The following is a 15,454-nucleotide window of genomic DNA, read 5'->3' as shown; positions in this document are numbered from 1 at the left end:
GCGGCTTACCAGCGGTGGGTCAGCGACATGGACAGGAAGCGGCCCAGCGCTGTCGCATTGGTGGGGTCGTAGCCGGTGTTGATGCTGTTGACGATGAACGGCGGATCCCGGTCGAGCAGGTTCTGCACGTTGAACGCAAGCGAGGTGCCACGCTGCGGGTCCGCCGATGCACCGAAGTGGTAGGCGAGGTTCAGATCTACGGTCGTCCAGGAGCTGACGTGGGGCCGGGCGACATTGGCGGGGTCGCGATAACTGTCCACGTAGTTCACGAAGATCCCCGCCGCGGCCTGCTGCCGGCTCAGCGCGATGCCACCGCGCATCTTGAGGTCCACCGGGTAGTAAACCGAATTCACCGCATCCACCTCGGGCGACGTACTGGTCACGCGCCGCTTCGACTCGATGATGTACTGCCCGGCCAGGTTCAGCCCGATGTGGGTCTGGCCGGCATCGAAGCCATACGATCCGCTGAAGTCGACACCACGCTGCCGGGTGAAGGCGTTGTTGCGGAAGCGGTTGTCGAGGATCACCTGGCTGTTGGTTTCGTCCATGCCTGGCGGCAACGCATACGGCCCCACGCGCGAGACGAACAGGCCCAGCCCCGATACGCCCAGCTGGCGTGCCTGCTGGATCTGCTGCTGCGTGGGATTGGTGGTCAGGATGTCTGCGTAAGGTGCGGTGGACTGCAGGAACAGCGACGGGAAGCTGCCGCCGAAGCCGCTGCCGATACGGTCGGCGTATTCGATGTGGTAGTAGCTCGCATCAATCTTGAGCCCCGGCAGCGACGGCGGCGCGAACGAGAAACCGCCGGTCCAGGTCTTGGCCCGTTCGGGGCCCAGATCGGGATTGCCATTGGAGAGCATCATCAGGATGGTGTTGCCATTGGCTGCACTCGGGTTGGGCACGTTCGCCACCACCACGGTGTTGTTCAACTGCATGTCCTGGTACACCGGCGCCCGGTAGGAGCGGCCGTAGCTGGTACGGAGCGAAAGCCCCTGGGTCGCCTCCCACAGCAGGCCGAACTTGGGGTTCAGCGTGGAACCGAAATCGCTGTAGTCGTCATAGCGCGCTGCGGCGGTCAGGGACAGGCTGCGCACGCCCGGCAGATCCTTCAGCAGCGGAACGTTGAGCTCGGCAAAAGCGGACCTCACGGTACGCTGCAGGTCGAGCGGCTTTTCCAGGCCGCGGTGATCGATCAGTTCATAGCCATCGCGGCGGTAGCCCGCGCCGAATGCCGCGCGAACCCCACCGGCGGGCAGGCTGAACAGCTCACCGTCGGCGACCAGGTCCAGGTAACGCGATTCGGAGTTGGTATTGGTGGGTGGCGCGGTACTGGCCGAGCTGCCGGTGATGGTGGTGCGCTGATAGGACACATCGCTCCTGCCGAACCCCGAATCCAAGCGCGCCTGCCACTGACGCGGAAGGTCCAGTGTCAGGCCGGCGAACAGGTCGAACTGGCGCGTGTGCGGGAACAACCGGGTTTCGTCGGCCGTGCCGGAAATGGTGGTGTCCATCTCGCGCTTGGCGAACGAGCCGGTCACGTTCAGGGTCAGCACATCGCTGAGCTGCTGCACGCCGTCCACGTACAGGCTGTGGCGCTTCGAACCGGGGTAGAGGTCGTACGGCTTGACCCGCACGTTCTTCGAGAAATCCTTGTCCACCGCCGGCAGGTTGCTCTGCTTCAGGAACTCGTAGCTGGCCAGCACATGGCCACCATCCCACGACCAGCCTGCCGACTGCGAGGCCTGGTATTCCTCCATGCCGCCGGTGGTCACGGCGCCGTAACGCACAGCGGTCTCATACCCGGTGAAGTCGCGGCGCAGGATGATGTTGACCACACCGCCGACCGCATCGGTGCCATAGATGGCCGAGGCACCATCGGTGAGGATCTCAACGCGTTCCACCGCACTCAGCGGTATCAGCGAGACATCCACGTACTGGTAGCGGTTCGACGAGGTCACGCGATGGCCGTTGATCAGGGTCAACGTGGTGCCGGTTCCCAGGCCGCGCAGGCTGATGGCGGTGCCCTGGCCGAAGTTGTTGCCGGTATCGCGGTCGACGCCAAGGTTGGCGACGTTGGCACCATTGGCGCCACCGCCGAAGTTCTGCGGCAGTTTCTCGAACAGCTGCTGCACGGTGGCCACGCCGGTGCGGTCGATGGCCTCCTTGTCGATCACGATGATCGGCGAGGCGCCTCCGCCAATGGCATCGCGGATGTTGCTGCCGACCACCAGCACCTTGTCCAGGGTGGCGGTCGGCGCCTCGGGCGCTGCGCCTGCGGCCCGCGAGCGCCGGGCATCGCCGGGGTTCTGGGCGATCGCAGGCACGCTGGCCAACAGTGCAGCGGCAATGCTGAGGGCCATGAGCGCGCGTGGCATGGCAGCGGATACGTTCGTCATTCCCCGGTCCATCGATCCCATCCGAAAGTGGCCTGCGACGTGGCGACGTCGCTCCTAAATAGATATGTTATATCATAGCCTTCTGGGGTTGAGTCCACGCCGGAACCAGGCCAATGAAGAAGACTGCTGTTCCGCCGCCCGTCGCTGAAATCCTGGGCGCGTACTGGAAGGCTGACCGCAGGCTGCTGCTGCTCATCGCCGGCAGTGTCGTGCTGTCCAGCCTGGCCAATGTTGCGGCGCCCTATCTTTTCTCACGCCTGATCGACCGTCTGCCCATCGACGGGGTCGGCGCTCTCGCGGGCGGCTTCCTGCTTTATGCGGTCATGCTTGGCGCTGGCAGCGCCCTGCAGAACACCGTGCAGTACCTGTCGTTCCTCAGTGGCGAGAATCTCGGCTTCATCACCAGTACCCGCTACTTCGCCCGTCTGCTGAAGAAGACCAACAGCTTCTTCCTGGAGTACAACGCCGCCGAGCTGCAGGTTGCAGGGGAGAAAGGCCGTGGCGCGCTGAAGATCGTGGTGCAGCTGGGGCTGGTGGCCTTCATTCCCAGCGCGCTGCAGATCCTGCTGACGCTGATAACGCTTGGTGCGTTGATCAACCTGCAGGTGGTGGCCATCGTGCTGGCCTACGGCACGGTAGCCGTCACGCTTTCCGCCATCGCTACCCGGCGCGCACGCATCCATCGCGAAGCTGCGGTCGAGGCCGGCCAGCAGAACGCGCGCTTCGTCGGCAATGCCATGAATGCCATGGAGACGCTGCGCCAGTTCGGCGGCAGCGCCTGGATGGTGCAGCGCTTCGAGCAGAAGGCCCAGGAGGTGCGCGACAGCTGGCGCGCCTACGTACTGCAGCGGATCGGCTTCATTGCGCTGCTGGGCATCGGCCTGGCGGTCGAGTTCATCGTTACCTTCCATCTGTTGCTGCCGCGCTACCAGAGCGGCGGTCTGAGCGTCGGCGACATCGTCCTGTTCAATCTGCTGCTGCTCCAGCTCAACATGCCGTTCGAGATGATCGCCCGTTCGATCGATGACGTCGCGCGCTCGTGGAGCATGCTGGCTCCGCTTTCCACCTTGTGGGCGGCGCCCGAGGAGCAGCAGGTGGCCGATGCCCAGCGCTTCGCCGGGGAAAGCGGTGGCCTGGAGTTCCAGCAGGTCAGCCACCGCTATGGCAACGGTCGCGGGGTAAGCGATGTGTCCTTCGAGGCCGAACGTGGCGGCATCAATTTCCTGATCGGGCCGACCGGGGCAGGGAAGTCGACGCTGTTCAAGCTCGCCCTGAAATCGATCGATCCCCAGCGTGGCCGGATCCTGGTCGATGGGCTTGACCTGTCCCGGATCGACCGTGCGGCCTGGCATGCCGCTGTCGCGGTGGTTCCGCAGGATGTCATCCTGCTCAACGAAAGCCTGGCCGACAACATCCTGTTGGGGCGCGCACGCGATGATGATCGGCTGCAGCGTGCCGCACGCAAGTCTGCGATCCTGCCGTTGATCGAGGCGCTGCCCGAGGGCCTTGAAACCACCGTGGGCGAGCGGGGCCTGAAGTTGTCCGGTGGGGAACGCCAACGCATCGCGATTGCCCGTGCCCTGTATGGCGAGCCGGCGATCCTGTTTCTGGACGAGGCAAGCTCCGCGCTGGATGAGGCCACCGAACGCGAGATCATGGACCATATCCGCGCACTGGCGAACGATGTAACCGTGGTGGCCATCACCCATCGGCGAGGCATCGTGAGCCCGACTGACCGGGTGATTGATCTCGGGGGCGATGCTTAGGGCCAGGAGGCGCTCCGCAGCCAGCGTGTTCGTCTCGACAATCGGCTATCGTGAGCGCTCTTTCCTGATCGCCCTTCAAGCGCCAACGCATGGAAGCCACTTCGATGACCGTTCGAAACAGACGTTGGTTTCATGCCTTCGTCGTGTCCGTCGTACTCCTTGGTACCGGATGCACGGGTGGGAAGTCGCCATCGAAGGAACCGGGAGCAGAGATCGACGAGGTCGCGCAGACCCTGATCGAGCAGCCCTTGCTGCACTCGGCCTCCATTGGCGTGGTGTACCGGGGCAGGACCTTCATCCGCCATCGCGGCGACATGGTGGCCGGTACAGCCGGCGCGCCGACCGATGCCACGCTCTATGAGATCGGCTCACTGAGCAAGACGCTGGCCGGCACCTTGATGGCCAATGCGGTGCTGGAAGGCAGGGTGGGCCTGGAGGATGACGTTCGCACCTACCTGCAGGGCGACTATCCCAACCTGCAGTACCAGGGCCAACCCATCCGCGTCCGCCACCTGCTGTCGCACACCAGTGGCCTGCCGAACATGCTGCCGGAGCGCGCGAACACGGTACTGGAGGACTTTACCGATCACCGCACGCCGGGCGAGCTCAATGCGCTCTACGCGCACTACGGCAAGCCGGATTTCCTACGGGACCTGCACGCTGTGCAGATCCCGCGGATGCCAGGCAAGGAATACGCCTACTCCAGCGCAGGGGCCGAGCTGGCGGCGCATGTTCTGGAGGTGGCCTACAAGACCGACTACGCGTCACTGCTGCGTGGCTTCTTCAACGACTCCGCGGCGATGACCAGCCTCCGGATCAGGCTGGATGATGCCGAAGCGTCGCGGTTGGCGGCCGGCTATCACAGCGACAATCCCGTACCGACCACGCCGATGCCACAGTTGCCATGGGGCGCTTCCGGCAACGTCAAAGCAACCGTCCCGGACATGGTGAAGTACCTTCGGTTCCAACTGGCCAATGGGCCGGTGGTAAAGGAATCGCATCGCGCCCTGGCCAGATTCGACGACGAGTTCAGCATCGGCTACTTCTGGAACATCGTCGCCGGCGATCGCCAGAAGGGCGTCTACTATGCCCACCACGGTGGCGTACCGCGCTCACAGTGCTACATCTACATCATGCCCGAGCACGATCTGGGCATCTTCGTGATCACCAACCAGAGTGGCGACCAGACCGCGCATGCCATGGAAGCGGCGATCGATGCCCTGGTCGGGAAGATTGCTGCAGGCAAGACCCCATAGTCCGGGTGGCGCCCGGCAGCCCCCGGCTAGAGCAGCAACAGTGCCCCGATCAGCGCAGGCGGCATCACCAGCGCGCCGACGCGCAGGAAGTCGAGCGCGCTGACATGCTCGCCCTCGCGGCGCAGCGCCACCAGCCACAGCATCGTGGCCAACGAGCCGGTCACCGACAGGTTGGGGCCCAGGTCCACGCCGACCAGCAATGCGGCGCGGGTCTGTGCCGGCAGGTCGGCCATCTGGCCCAGCGAGCCTGCGGCGAGGCCGACCGGCAGATTGTTGGCCACGTTGCTCAGCAACGCCGCCGCGCCACCGGCCAGCCAGCTGGCCTGGTGCGGTGATGCCTGCGCCACGGCCTGCAGCGCGCTGGCCGCCGTCTGGATGACACCGGTCTGTGCTACCGCTTCCACCAGCACGAACAGGCCGGCCACCAGCGGCAGTACGCCCCATGACACATGGCGCAGCAGCGGCAACGGACTGCGCCGCTGGCGCATCGCCACCACTGCCACGCTCAGCGTGCCTGCGCAGAACGTGGCCAGGCCGAGCGGGCCGTTCAGTGCGGACGTCACCAGCAGCACGGTGCCGGTGAGCAACACGCCCAGCGCGCTCAGCCGGCCACCTTCGGTCAGCGGGCGATGCGCCGGCGCCGCCACCAGCGGCTGCGCGATCTCGCGCCGATGCACCCAGCGCAGCACCAGATAGGTGGCGCCGATCGCGGCCAGTGACGGCAACGCGAACTGTGCCAGCCACTGCATCAAGGGCGGCATGTGCTGGCCGTACACCACCAGGTTGGCCGGGTTGGAAATGGGCAGCACGAAGCTGGCCGCATTGGCGATGAACGCACAGACGAACAGATAGGGCAGGGGGTTGGCACGGGCCGCCTTGCAGGCTGCGTAGACCGCCGGGGTCAGCACCACCGCCGTGGCATCGTTGGAAAGGAACACGGTCACCAGCGTGCCGACCAGGAACACCAGGTCGAACAGGCGTCGTCCCGAACCACCCGCATGGCGGACCGCGTACAGCGCCAGCCAGTCGAACAGGCCCTCGCGCCGGGCCAGCTCGGCCAGTACCATCATGCCGACCAGGAACAGATAGACATCGCGGCCCTCGGCCACCGCGTGCAAGGTCGTGCCGAACGACATCGCTCCCAGCAGTGGAAGCAGAAGGGCAGCCCCCAGTGCCCACACGTACTCCGGAATGCGGAATGGCCGGAACAGCAGGCCTACGGTGGCAACGGCCACGGCCGCCCAGATGAGGAAAGAGGAGTAGGAAACGAGCATCGGGCGGGGTGTCTCAGCGGCGCCGACGCGTACCTCACGGGAGCGCGCCCGCTGCAATCACGGCAGTTCGGGGAAGGCGGCATCATACTCCGTGAGCCGCGCCCGAGCTGTGGAGCCCAGCCCATGCTCGTCTGCTTGCCGCGCGCCCCCGGCACCCACGCTCCGCGAACGTTTTCTTCGGGCGCTCTTCACCGTCGCTCCTCTTAGAGTGAAGGCCACTCAAAGTGTCACGCATGGAATCAACGATGTCCGAATACCGGGACTGGATCTTCAATGCCAACGGCCGAACCCTGGTGGCCCGGGTGGAGCTGGATGGCGACGGCGGCGGCACCATCAACCGCTACCAGTTGACTCCGGGTCCCGCGCAGTCCGGGCTGTGCATCAAGGTAGCCTCGCAGGCCGAAGCCGCAAAGAAACTCGAAACCGAGGTGGAGAAGCTGCTCGGCCCAGAGTGGTGAAGAGGGCTTCGCTACGGCAGAAGCGTTGAGAGGTCGCCAGCGCAAATCCGCAATCTCATTCCATGCGACGGCCGACCGTATTCTTCGGGCCATGCATTCACCCTCCAGCCCTCCCGATTTCATGACCGCTACCCGGCCCTCCGGCTGGGTGCAGAGCGGTGACCGCTGGGACCTGTGGTGGAACGGCCGCTGTGTGGCCAACGTCGTGCCGCATGCCGTGCTCGGCGTCCGCCTGTTCCTCGCCGCGCGGAAATCACCCCAGCCCAAGGTCGTGGCCGCCGTGAATGCTCGCCAGGCCAAGCGCTACGCCGAGCGATGGTGTGCCGCCCGGCTTTGCCCGCAGTTGCGGTTGCGCGATGCGGTGGCGCGGCTGGTAGATACCGGTGCTCCATCACCTCCGGCGCCTACGCGGGAGCAGCGGCAGCAGGCCCGCCGCCTGGCCGAGGCCGGGTCGCGTGAGATGGGCCGGATCAAGGAGGCGCTGGCGCTGAGACGGACCCCTGCGATGTCGCGAGCGCAGGAGCAGGCACGCCCGCTACCCAGATAGAACCTCGGCCACGTGGTCCTGCGCGCACCTATAATGCCGCCCCCAGCCTCGATCACTTGCTGATCGAGGCACCTGCCGGGTCTACCTGCGGCATCCATCTGGAGTTGATCAAGAATGCAGACGTTCACGGAAGAATGGATTGGCGCCCTGCGGCGCGTCGCACTCTGTGCGGGACTGGCTGCTCTGGCCTGCAGCACGCCTGCGCTTGGCAATGACAACGCAGCCGAGCGGGATCGCGTGATGGCTGCGGCGAAGACCGGCAACGCGGAAGCCCAGAATGAACTTGGGGACAGGTATCTGCGCGGCGCAGGCGTCGACAGGGACGCAGCGAAGGCAGCGGACTGGTACCGCAAGGCGGCCGATCAGGGCTATGCGCCGGCACAGTCCATGCTGGGTGTGCTGTATCTGCGAGGCAATGGCGTGCCGAAGGATTCCGCTCAGGCCCTGCACTGGGTACGCAAGGCTGCCGATCAGGGCAATGCGGACGCACAGTCCGATCTCGGGATCATGTACCTGCAGGGCCTGGGCCCGCAGCAGGATGATGCCCAGGCTGTCCTGTGGCTCCGCCGAGCCGCTGAACTCGGCTCGCCGGCCGGGCAGTACAGCCTTGCCAATCTCTATCAGAAGGGACGCGCCGGCCTCACGAAAGACGAGGCCCAGGCCATGCAGTGGTATGCCAGGGCAGCCGTGCAGGAGCTCGGCCTAGCGGGAGTCAAGGAGGCCCGTCTGGAGCTGTGCCTGAATCGCAAGGAGAACGAGGTGTGGTGTGCCGAGATGGACACGCCCGGCGCATTTGGCCCGGTTGAAGCACTCACAGCGGCTGCCGATGGCGGTGATGTGGAGGCGCAGACCAGGCTCGCCCTGATGTATGCCAAGGGTATCAGCGTAGAGAAGGATGAGGCCCGATCCGCCGACCTGTATCGCAAGGCGGCAATGGCGGGCTACGCGCCTGCACAGGCCGAGCTGGGATACCTGTACTCCATCGGGCGTGGGGTGCCCAAGGACCAGGATGAGGATATCTACTGGACCTGTGAGGCTGCAGCGCAGGGAAACCGCAGGGCGATCCGCAATCTGGCCATCAAGCAGACCTACGATCTGTTCGATCCGAAGCAGTGCCCCGAGCGGCGCGCGCGCAAGCGCTGAGTGCCGATGCGTCCGGACCCCGCACAGAGGTCCGGACGCTGATCTCTTTCAGCGACTACGCCGAGAGCTCCTCGCGCACGATCCTGGCCCCTTCGCTGAGCGCACGCAGCTTGCCCCGTGCCACGTCACGGGCCAGCGGCGCCATGCCGCAGTTGGTGCTCGGGTAGAGCTTGTCGGCATCCACGAACTGCAGCGCCTTGCGCAGGGTGTTGGCCACTTCCTCAGCCGTCTCCACCGTGCTGGAAGCCACGTCGATGGCGCCCACCATCACCTTCTTGCCGCGCACCAGCTCGATCAGATCGATCGGCACGTGCGAGTTGTGGCATTCCAGCGAGATGATGTCGAGGTTGGAGGTCTGCAGCTTCGGGAACGACTCTTCATACTGGCGCCATTCCGAGCCCAGCGTCTGCTTCCAGTCGGTGTTGGCCTTGATGCCGTAGCCGTAGCAGATATGCACGGCAGTCTCGCACTTCAGTCCTTCGATCGCACGCTCCAGTGCGGCCACGCCCCAGTCGTTCACTTCGTCGAAGAACACGTTGAAGGCGGGCTCGTCGAACTGGATGATGTCGACGCCAGCGGCTTCCAGCTCCCTCGCTTCCTCGTTGAGGATCTTCGCGAATTCCCAGGCCAGCTTCTCTCGGCTCTTGTAGTGCGCGTCGTACAGGGTGTCGATCATGGTCATCGGGCCGGGCAGGGCCCACTTGATCGGCTGCGTGGTCTGCCGGCGCAGGAACTTCGCATCCTCCACGAACACCGGCTTGGGGCGGCTCACGGCGCCGACCACGGTCGGCACGCTGGCGTCGTAGCGGTTGCGGATGCGCACGGTTTCGCGCTTCTCGAAATCGACGCCGTTGAGGTGCTCGATGAACGTGGTAACGAAGTGCTGCCGGGTCTGCTCACCGTCGCTGACGATATCGATGCCGGCGTGCTGCTGTTCCTGCAGGGACAGGCGCAGGGCATCCTGCTTGCCTTCGGTCAGTCCTTCATCCTGCAGCTTCCAGGGCGACCAGAGCTTTTCGGGCTCTGCCAGCCAGGAGGGCTTGGGCAGGCTGCCGGCGGTGGAGGTGGGGAGCAGTTTCTTCGTCGACATTGCGTTCTGTGTCCTGGGGCGAATGGAGAATCGGTGGATCAGCGGGCAGCCCACTGCTCAAGCACGGCGCGATACGGCTTGATGAAGTGCTCTTCGGTGAATTTGCCCTGCTTGACCGCCAGCTGGCTGCGCTCTTCGCGGTCGTAGACGATGCGGGTGGAGGAGTAGTCCTGGTGCTTCAGGCTGGGCTGGTAGACCTTGCCGGCCACGGAATTGGCGTTGTAGATCTCCGGCCGGTAGATCTTCTGGAATGCCTCCATCGTGCTGATGGTGCCGATCAGTTCCAGGTTCGAGTAGTCGCCCAGCAGGTCGCCCTGGAAGTAGAACGCCAGCGGCGCGACGCTGCCCGGCGGCATGAAATAGCGCACCTGCAGGCCCATCTTGTCGAAGTACTGGTCGGTGGGGGAGAACTCGCCCTGGCGATACTCCACGCCCAGGATGGGATGGTGGTTCTCGGTACGATGGTAGGTCTTGCTGCTGGAGACGCTGATGCAGATTACCGGCCCCTTGCTGAAATTGGCGCGGTAGGCCTCCGATTCCAGGAAGTGCTGGAACAGCTTGCCGTGAAGATCACCGAAGCCTTCCGGAATGCCGAAGGTGGCCTTTCCCTCGTTGCTGGCCGGCAGTACCACGCTGAAGTCGTAGTCGCGCACATAGGACGAGAAGTTGTTGCCGACGATGCCCTCGGTGCGCGCGCCGGTGTGCGTGTCGACGATGGTCGGGCGCAGCACTTCGATCAGCGGGAACGGATCGCTGCCGTCGGCTCCATCGATGTGCATCTCCACCGAGATGATGTCCAGCTCGACGGCGTAGCGGTCCGCACTCGGGTTGTCCCAGTGCGCCAGATCGTTGAAGCGGTTGTTGATCATGCTGATCGTGTTGCGCAGGTTCTCCCGGCGGGACTCGCCGCGAGCCAGGTTGGCGAAGTTGGTGGTGATGCGCGTGCCGTCAGCGGGCTGGTAGTCCTCGTTGAAAGGGATGCGCGTGATGCTGAAGGTGAAGTTCTCGGTCGTCATGGGCGGCGTTCCGGGTTGCGGAGGTGACATCCGAATGCGGGTCGCTGGCATTCGGCATTCAAAGGACTGCAGCGGTCTCGGCAGTGGCAGGCGCTATGCGATGGGACAGGGCAAGCAGGGGCATCGCCCGCTGCACCGCCAGCCGTGCGCGCTGGATCAGAGCGTCGTTGTGCACGCGGCCCTCGGCGAAATCGCGGTCGGTGGCGTAGACGCCGAGGGGCAGGGTGCGCGCCTGGAAGAAGCTGAAGAGCGGCCGCAGCTGATGATCGATCACCAGTGCGTGCCGCTCGCTGCCGCCGGTGGCGGCCAGCAGGATGGGGGTGTCGACCAGCGCATCCTGGTGGATGAAATCGAAGAAGTGCTTGAACAGGCCGGTGTACGAACCGCGGTAGACCGGCGTGGCCACCACCAGTACGTCTGCCTGTTCAACGGCCACCAGCTGCCGCTCCACAGCCTCGGGCAGCTGCGAGCGCCACAGCGCACCGGCCAGCTGCGGCGCCAGTTCGCCCAGCTCGATCAGGTGCGGCTCGCAGGCAACGTCCTCGCCGATCAGGTCCAGCAGGTGCTCGGCCAGGGTTGCAGCCCTGGAGGGGCGCTGCAGTCCGCCGGAAACGGCGACGATACGGAGGGAGCGGGTCATCTGTTCGCTTTCAGCAGGGGAGGGGCTCCTTCGGGCAATCTGCGGGGGCGCAGTCCTGCAGGCCGGCGAGGTGACCGGGCTGGCAGGCAACCGAAGGCATGACCCGATCCTAGTCATGCCCTTCCATGACGTAAAATGGTATTACTTCACCAATCCATGAGCGGCATTCATCGTCATGTTGGAACGGATCCACCTCAGCATCGTGCAGCAGGTCGAGCAGCAGGGCTCGCTGACCGCTGCCGCCGGCGTGCTCAACCTGACCCAGTCAGCCCTGAGCCACAGCATGAAGAAGCTGGAGCAGCAGCTCGGCACCGATGTCTGGCTGCGCGAAGGCCGCAGCCTGCGTCTGACCCAGGCCGGGCAGTACCTGCTGGCGGTAGCCAACCGGGTGCTGCCGCAGCTGGACCTGGCCGAAGAGCGGCTGGGCCAGTTCGCCCAGGGCGAGCGCGGCGCGCTACGCATCGGCATGGAATGCCACCCGTGCTACCAGTGGCTGCTTAAGATCGTCTCGCCCTACCTGGCGGCGTGGCCGGACGTGGATGTGGACGTCAAGCAGAAGTTCCAGTTTGGTGGCATCGGCGCGCTGTTCGGCTACGAGATCGACCTGCTGGTCACGCCCGATCCACTGCTGAAGCCGGGCCTGAAGTTCGTGCCCGTGTTCGACTACGAGCAGGTGCTGGTGGTGGCCAAGGGCCACGCCCTGGCCAAGGTGGACCACGTAAAGCCGCGCCAGCTCGGCCAGGAAGTGCTGATCAGCTATCCGGTTCCGTTCGAGCGCCTGGATATCTACAACCAGTTCCTGCTGCCGGCCGGCATTACGCCGCGGCGCCACAAGACCATCGAAACCACCGACATCATGATGCAGATGGTGGCCAGCGGCCGTGGCGTGGCCGCCATGCCGCGCTGGCTGGTGGAGGAATATGCCGCACGCATGGACGTGGTGCCGGTGCGCCTGGGGGCGAAGGGCATTCCCAAGCAGATCTACCTGGGCGCGCGCGAGGCCGATACCGGTATCGACTACCTGCAGGCCTTCGTCGAACTGGCGCGTAACAGCACGCCGATTGCCGGCAATGTGGGCGGAGCGCGTTGATGCCGGCCGGTACCTCATCGCAGGCGGACGCCTTCATCAACGCCTTTTCATTGGAAGTCAGCGCGAAGGCCATGCCGGCACTGCGCGCCGAGGCGGCCCGCATCCGGCGCGGCACGGTCATCTCCATTCCCTGGCTGGCCAGCGAGGACGACGATGCACGCCTGGCCGCCGCACGCACGGTGCGCGAGCTCGGCTTCGAGCCGATGCCGCATCTCTCTGCCCGCCGCATCGGGTCGCGTGCGGCGCTTGCGTGGTTCCTGGAACGCGCCGCCAGCGAAGCGGGGGTAGAGAAGTGCCTGCTGATCGCCGGTGACCTGGCCACACCCGCCGGGCCGTTTGCCGACAGTGCTTCAATCATCCAGACCGGTCTTCTGGAGCACTCCGGGATCAAGGTCGTTGGTATCGGCGGGCACCCGGAAGGCCACCCGGTGATGAGCGCTGACGATCGCTGGGAGGTGCTTGGGCGTAAATGCCAGGCCATCGAAGCGCGCGGCATGGCCCCCTTGGTCGTCACCCAGTTCGCCTTCGATGCCGATATCGTGCTGGCCTGGCTGGATGCGCTGCGCGCCCGTGGCATCACGGTTCCGGTACTGGTGGGCGTGCCGGGCCCGGCCAGCATTGCGCGGCTGGCGCGCTACGCCGCGATGTGCGGCGTGGGTGCCAGTGCATCGATGCTGGCGCGGTACGGCATCTCGATCGGCCGGCTGCTGGGAACGGCAGGGCCGGAGGTGTTCATGGATCGCCTGCTGAGTGGGCTGACGGACGCCCATGGCCCGGTCAGCCCGCACTTGTTCCTGTTCGGCGGTATCGCGCCATCGCTGGAGTGGGTGGAGCAGTATCGGCGGAGCATTTACAGCAGCGGCGGCTGAAAATCCGGGCAGCGGCGCATCCCAAGATCGAGGCGCTCTGCAATGCGCTGGGGATTGATGTCTCCGGCACGATTGATCAGGACCACGACCGTTCTTCGTTGCGCAGGAACGTGCCGCAAGTACCCAGTAAAGCCTGCGGTTCCGCCTCCGTGACCGACTACATTGCCGTCATCGGCAACCTGCCAGCCGGCCCCCCAGCCCGCCTTGCTTCCGTTGGAAAGAACCGTGTCGCACCACATGCGCCTCAGCGCACCATCAGGTAGCAGCCGACCCTGGTCCAATGCCACAGCAAGGCGTGCCATGTCATCGATGCTCGCCAACAGGCTGCCGGCCGCCCACGCCGAACCCGCAGCAGTGGGCGGTGGGTCGTGCCACTGGCCATCCTGGAATAGATGCCCCTGGGCAATCCGGCGCCGATCCTCTGAGCGGCGCGGTCCCGCGTCGCGCATGCCTAGCGGCGACAGGATCTCTTCCTGGAGAACGTTCCAGTAATCCATGCGGGTTGCATGTTCGATGGCCAGACCGAGCAGAATGTAGTTCGTATTGGAATAGGCATGCCGCGTACCTGGCGCAAACTCCAGCGGCATCTGCTCCACCCCTGCCAACAGTTCACGGGGTTGCGGACTCGTCGGCATCAATCGCAGGAAGTTGTCTTCATTCAAATAATTGGGAATGCCGGAGGTATGGCTCAGCAGCCGCAGCAGTGAAGTGGATGCCCACTCTGAAGGCAGTCCCTCCACATACAGGCCGATGGGCGCCGTGACGTCGAGCAACTGTCGCTGCTGGAGCCGGAATACCAGCAGCGCCGTGAACACCTTGGTAATCGATCCCAGCTCGAACATGGTATGGCGATCAATCGGTGAGGGCCGGGTGTCGGTGCGTCGGCCCGCCGTGGCTAGCGCGGCGATGCGCCCATGATCTACCAGAACGGCCGCCAGGCCAGGCTGCTGCTCGGCCCGCAGCAGCGCGGCCAGCGAACTGCAGCTGCCTGAAGTACGCCGGCTCGCCAGTGCAGACCGGGCAGACAGGCCGCAGCCGGCAGCCAGTAGTGCTGCACACAGGTGGCGCCGGACAGGATCGTTGCGCATGGCGTATCAGCTCGCAGCGGCATTGTGGCAATGGTATCGCGGGTCGAGCAGGCCGAGCGGATGAGGCGGGTGTCCCGGGTGGGTCCGCACTGTGGCTGTTGGCAGCGTGGCACGCCGCCACATCACCTACGAAGGCTGACAGCTGTCACTGGCTGCAACCTTGGGGGAAGCGAATAGTGAGCGCCAAGGCGAGGGCGCCTCGCCACCACTCAGCCACCACTCACCAAGGCGACCGCTCATGAACATGCTCCAGCAACTCACCTCGCAGACGCCGATCTGGGTCTGGCTGCTCCTGGCGTTTCTGGTCACGCGTGGCCTCGCGGCTATGAAACCGGGTGAGACTTCGTTGCAGAGGCTGGCGATCGTGCCCGTCCTGTTCGCTGTGTGGGGCGCGTGGTCGATCAGTCATCGCTTCGGTGCGTCGCCGACCGCCTGGGGCGAGTGGTTGGCCGGCATCGGCACCGGTGCGGCACTGGGATGGCTGCTGCTGGGCCACGTGAAGCTGACCCTGGATGGCGCTACCGGAAAGCTCTGGCGCAGCGCGGACTTCAGCCTGCTGCCGCTGCTGCTGATCACCTTCCTGGTCAAGTACGGCTTCGAAGTCGCATTTGCGGTGTCGCCGTCGCTGACCGCCAACGCCGGCTTCAGCGCCGCCTACCTGCTGCTGGCAGGCGGATTCACCGGCCTCTTCATCGGCAAGTACTGCCGCTATCTGGCCTCGTTGCGACTGGGTGAGGCAGGTAAAGGGGTTGGGGTGGCAGGCTGAAACCAGCTCCGTCGTGACGCGTCACATTAATAGCCCCAGAGGGTAGTGCCGGCCG

14 protein-coding genes are annotated in these 15,454 nt (G+C 65.2%); 8 read left to right on the top strand and 6 right to left on the bottom strand.

What is annotated here, in order from left to right:
- Positions 1–5: 5 nt before the first annotated feature.
- The gene (locus tag ACSYS9_RS12755; protein ID WP_256200925.1) at positions 6–2,396 is read right to left on the bottom strand and encodes a TonB-dependent receptor plug domain-containing protein; all 2,391 of its coding nucleotides are present in this window, start codon (positions 2,394–2,396) and stop codon (positions 6–8) included.
- A 113-nt stretch (positions 2,397–2,509) separates the two neighbouring features.
- On the opposite strand from ACSYS9_RS12755, the gene ACSYS9_RS12750 reads away from it, so the two are divergent.
- Together ACSYS9_RS12750 and ACSYS9_RS12745 are read left to right on the top strand one after the other, a co-directional pair.
- Complete coding sequence (locus ACSYS9_RS12750) at positions 2,510–4,162, top strand: ABC transporter ATP-binding protein (protein ID WP_071228286.1); 1,653 nt, start codon at positions 2,510–2,512, stop codon at positions 4,160–4,162.
- A gap of 104 nt (positions 4,163–4,266) precedes the next feature.
- On the top strand, positions 4,267–5,418 hold the full coding sequence (locus ACSYS9_RS12745; RefSeq protein WP_256200924.1) for a serine hydrolase domain-containing protein: 1,152 nt from the start codon (positions 4,267–4,269) through the stop codon (positions 5,416–5,418).
- 26 nt (positions 5,419–5,444) lie between these two features.
- On the opposite strand, the gene ACSYS9_RS12740 is transcribed toward ACSYS9_RS12745, so the two are convergent.
- A complete protein-coding gene (locus tag ACSYS9_RS12740) occupies positions 5,445–6,692 on the bottom strand; it encodes an arsenic transporter (protein WP_071228284.1) in 1,248 nt (415 codons plus the stop codon).
- A gap of 245 nt (positions 6,693–6,937) precedes the next feature.
- On the opposite strand from ACSYS9_RS12740, the gene ACSYS9_RS12735 reads away from it, so the two are divergent.
- From ACSYS9_RS12735 to ACSYS9_RS12725, 3 genes are all read left to right on the top strand, one after another.
- On the top strand, positions 6,938–7,150 hold the full coding sequence (locus ACSYS9_RS12735) for a hypothetical protein (RefSeq protein WP_012511105.1): 213 nt from the start codon (positions 6,938–6,940) through the stop codon (positions 7,148–7,150).
- A 25-nt stretch (positions 7,151–7,175) separates the two neighbouring features.
- Entirely contained in the window at positions 7,176–7,697 is a 522-nt protein-coding gene (locus ACSYS9_RS12730; protein ID WP_256200923.1) for a hypothetical protein, read from the top strand.
- Positions 7,698–7,811: 114 nt separating this feature from the next.
- On the top strand, positions 7,812–8,840 hold the full coding sequence (locus tag ACSYS9_RS12725) for an SEL1-like repeat protein (protein WP_049461146.1): 1,029 nt from the start codon (positions 7,812–7,814) through the stop codon (positions 8,838–8,840).
- Positions 8,841–8,895: 55 nt separating this feature from the next.
- Here the strand turns inward: ACSYS9_RS12725 and ACSYS9_RS12720 are convergent, their stop codons facing one another.
- From ACSYS9_RS12720 to msuE, 3 genes are read right to left on the bottom strand one after another with little or no spacing between them, the layout of a single operon-like run.
- Positions 8,896–9,930 (bottom strand): methionine synthase, encoded by a 1,035-nt coding sequence (locus tag ACSYS9_RS12720; protein WP_049422263.1) that lies wholly within the window; start codon positions 9,928–9,930, stop codon positions 8,896–8,898.
- 38 nt (positions 9,931–9,968) lie between these two features.
- Positions 9,969–10,946 carry a DUF1852 domain-containing protein gene (locus ACSYS9_RS12715; protein ID WP_071228282.1) on the bottom strand — a complete coding sequence of 326 codons (978 nt, stop codon included), beginning with the start codon at positions 10,944–10,946 and terminating at the stop codon, positions 9,969–9,971.
- A 58-nt stretch (positions 10,947–11,004) separates the two neighbouring features.
- A complete protein-coding gene (gene msuE / locus ACSYS9_RS12710) occupies positions 11,005–11,586 on the bottom strand; it encodes an FMN reductase (RefSeq protein ID WP_071228281.1) in 582 nt (193 codons plus the stop codon).
- Positions 11,587–11,761: 175 nt separating this feature from the next.
- On the opposite strand from msuE, the gene ACSYS9_RS12705 reads away from it, so the two are divergent.
- A complete protein-coding gene (locus ACSYS9_RS12705; protein ID WP_071228280.1) occupies positions 11,762–12,676 on the top strand; it encodes a LysR family transcriptional regulator in 915 nt (304 codons plus the stop codon).
- Complete coding sequence (locus tag ACSYS9_RS12700; protein ID WP_071228279.1) at positions 12,676–13,545, top strand: methylenetetrahydrofolate reductase; 870 nt, start codon at positions 12,676–12,678, stop codon at positions 13,543–13,545. The genes ACSYS9_RS12705 and ACSYS9_RS12700 overlap by 1 nt, the downstream gene beginning before the upstream one ends.
- Here ACSYS9_RS12700 and ACSYS9_RS12695 read toward each other — a convergent pair.
- Positions 13,527–14,633 carry a serine hydrolase domain-containing protein gene (locus ACSYS9_RS12695; RefSeq protein ID WP_081352297.1) on the bottom strand — a complete coding sequence of 369 codons (1,107 nt, stop codon included), beginning with the start codon at positions 14,631–14,633 and terminating at the stop codon, positions 13,527–13,529. The two genes, ACSYS9_RS12700 and ACSYS9_RS12695, sit on opposite strands and share 19 nt — an antisense overlap.
- A 238-nt stretch (positions 14,634–14,871) precedes the next feature.
- Between ACSYS9_RS12695 and ACSYS9_RS12690 the strand changes: the two genes are divergently transcribed.
- Entirely contained in the window at positions 14,872–15,399 is a 528-nt protein-coding gene (locus tag ACSYS9_RS12690) for a DUF6622 family protein (RefSeq protein WP_071228278.1), read from the top strand.
- Positions 15,400–15,454: the final 55 nt, after the last annotated feature.

This window comes from Stenotrophomonas sp. STK17_22 (assembly GCF_051983905.1).
Taxonomy (GTDB): domain Bacteria; phylum Pseudomonadota; class Gammaproteobacteria; order Xanthomonadales; family Xanthomonadaceae; genus Stenotrophomonas; species Stenotrophomonas maltophilia_A.
Note: the sequence above shows the minus strand (reverse complement) of the source record. Positions and strands in the feature narration are given on the sequence as shown.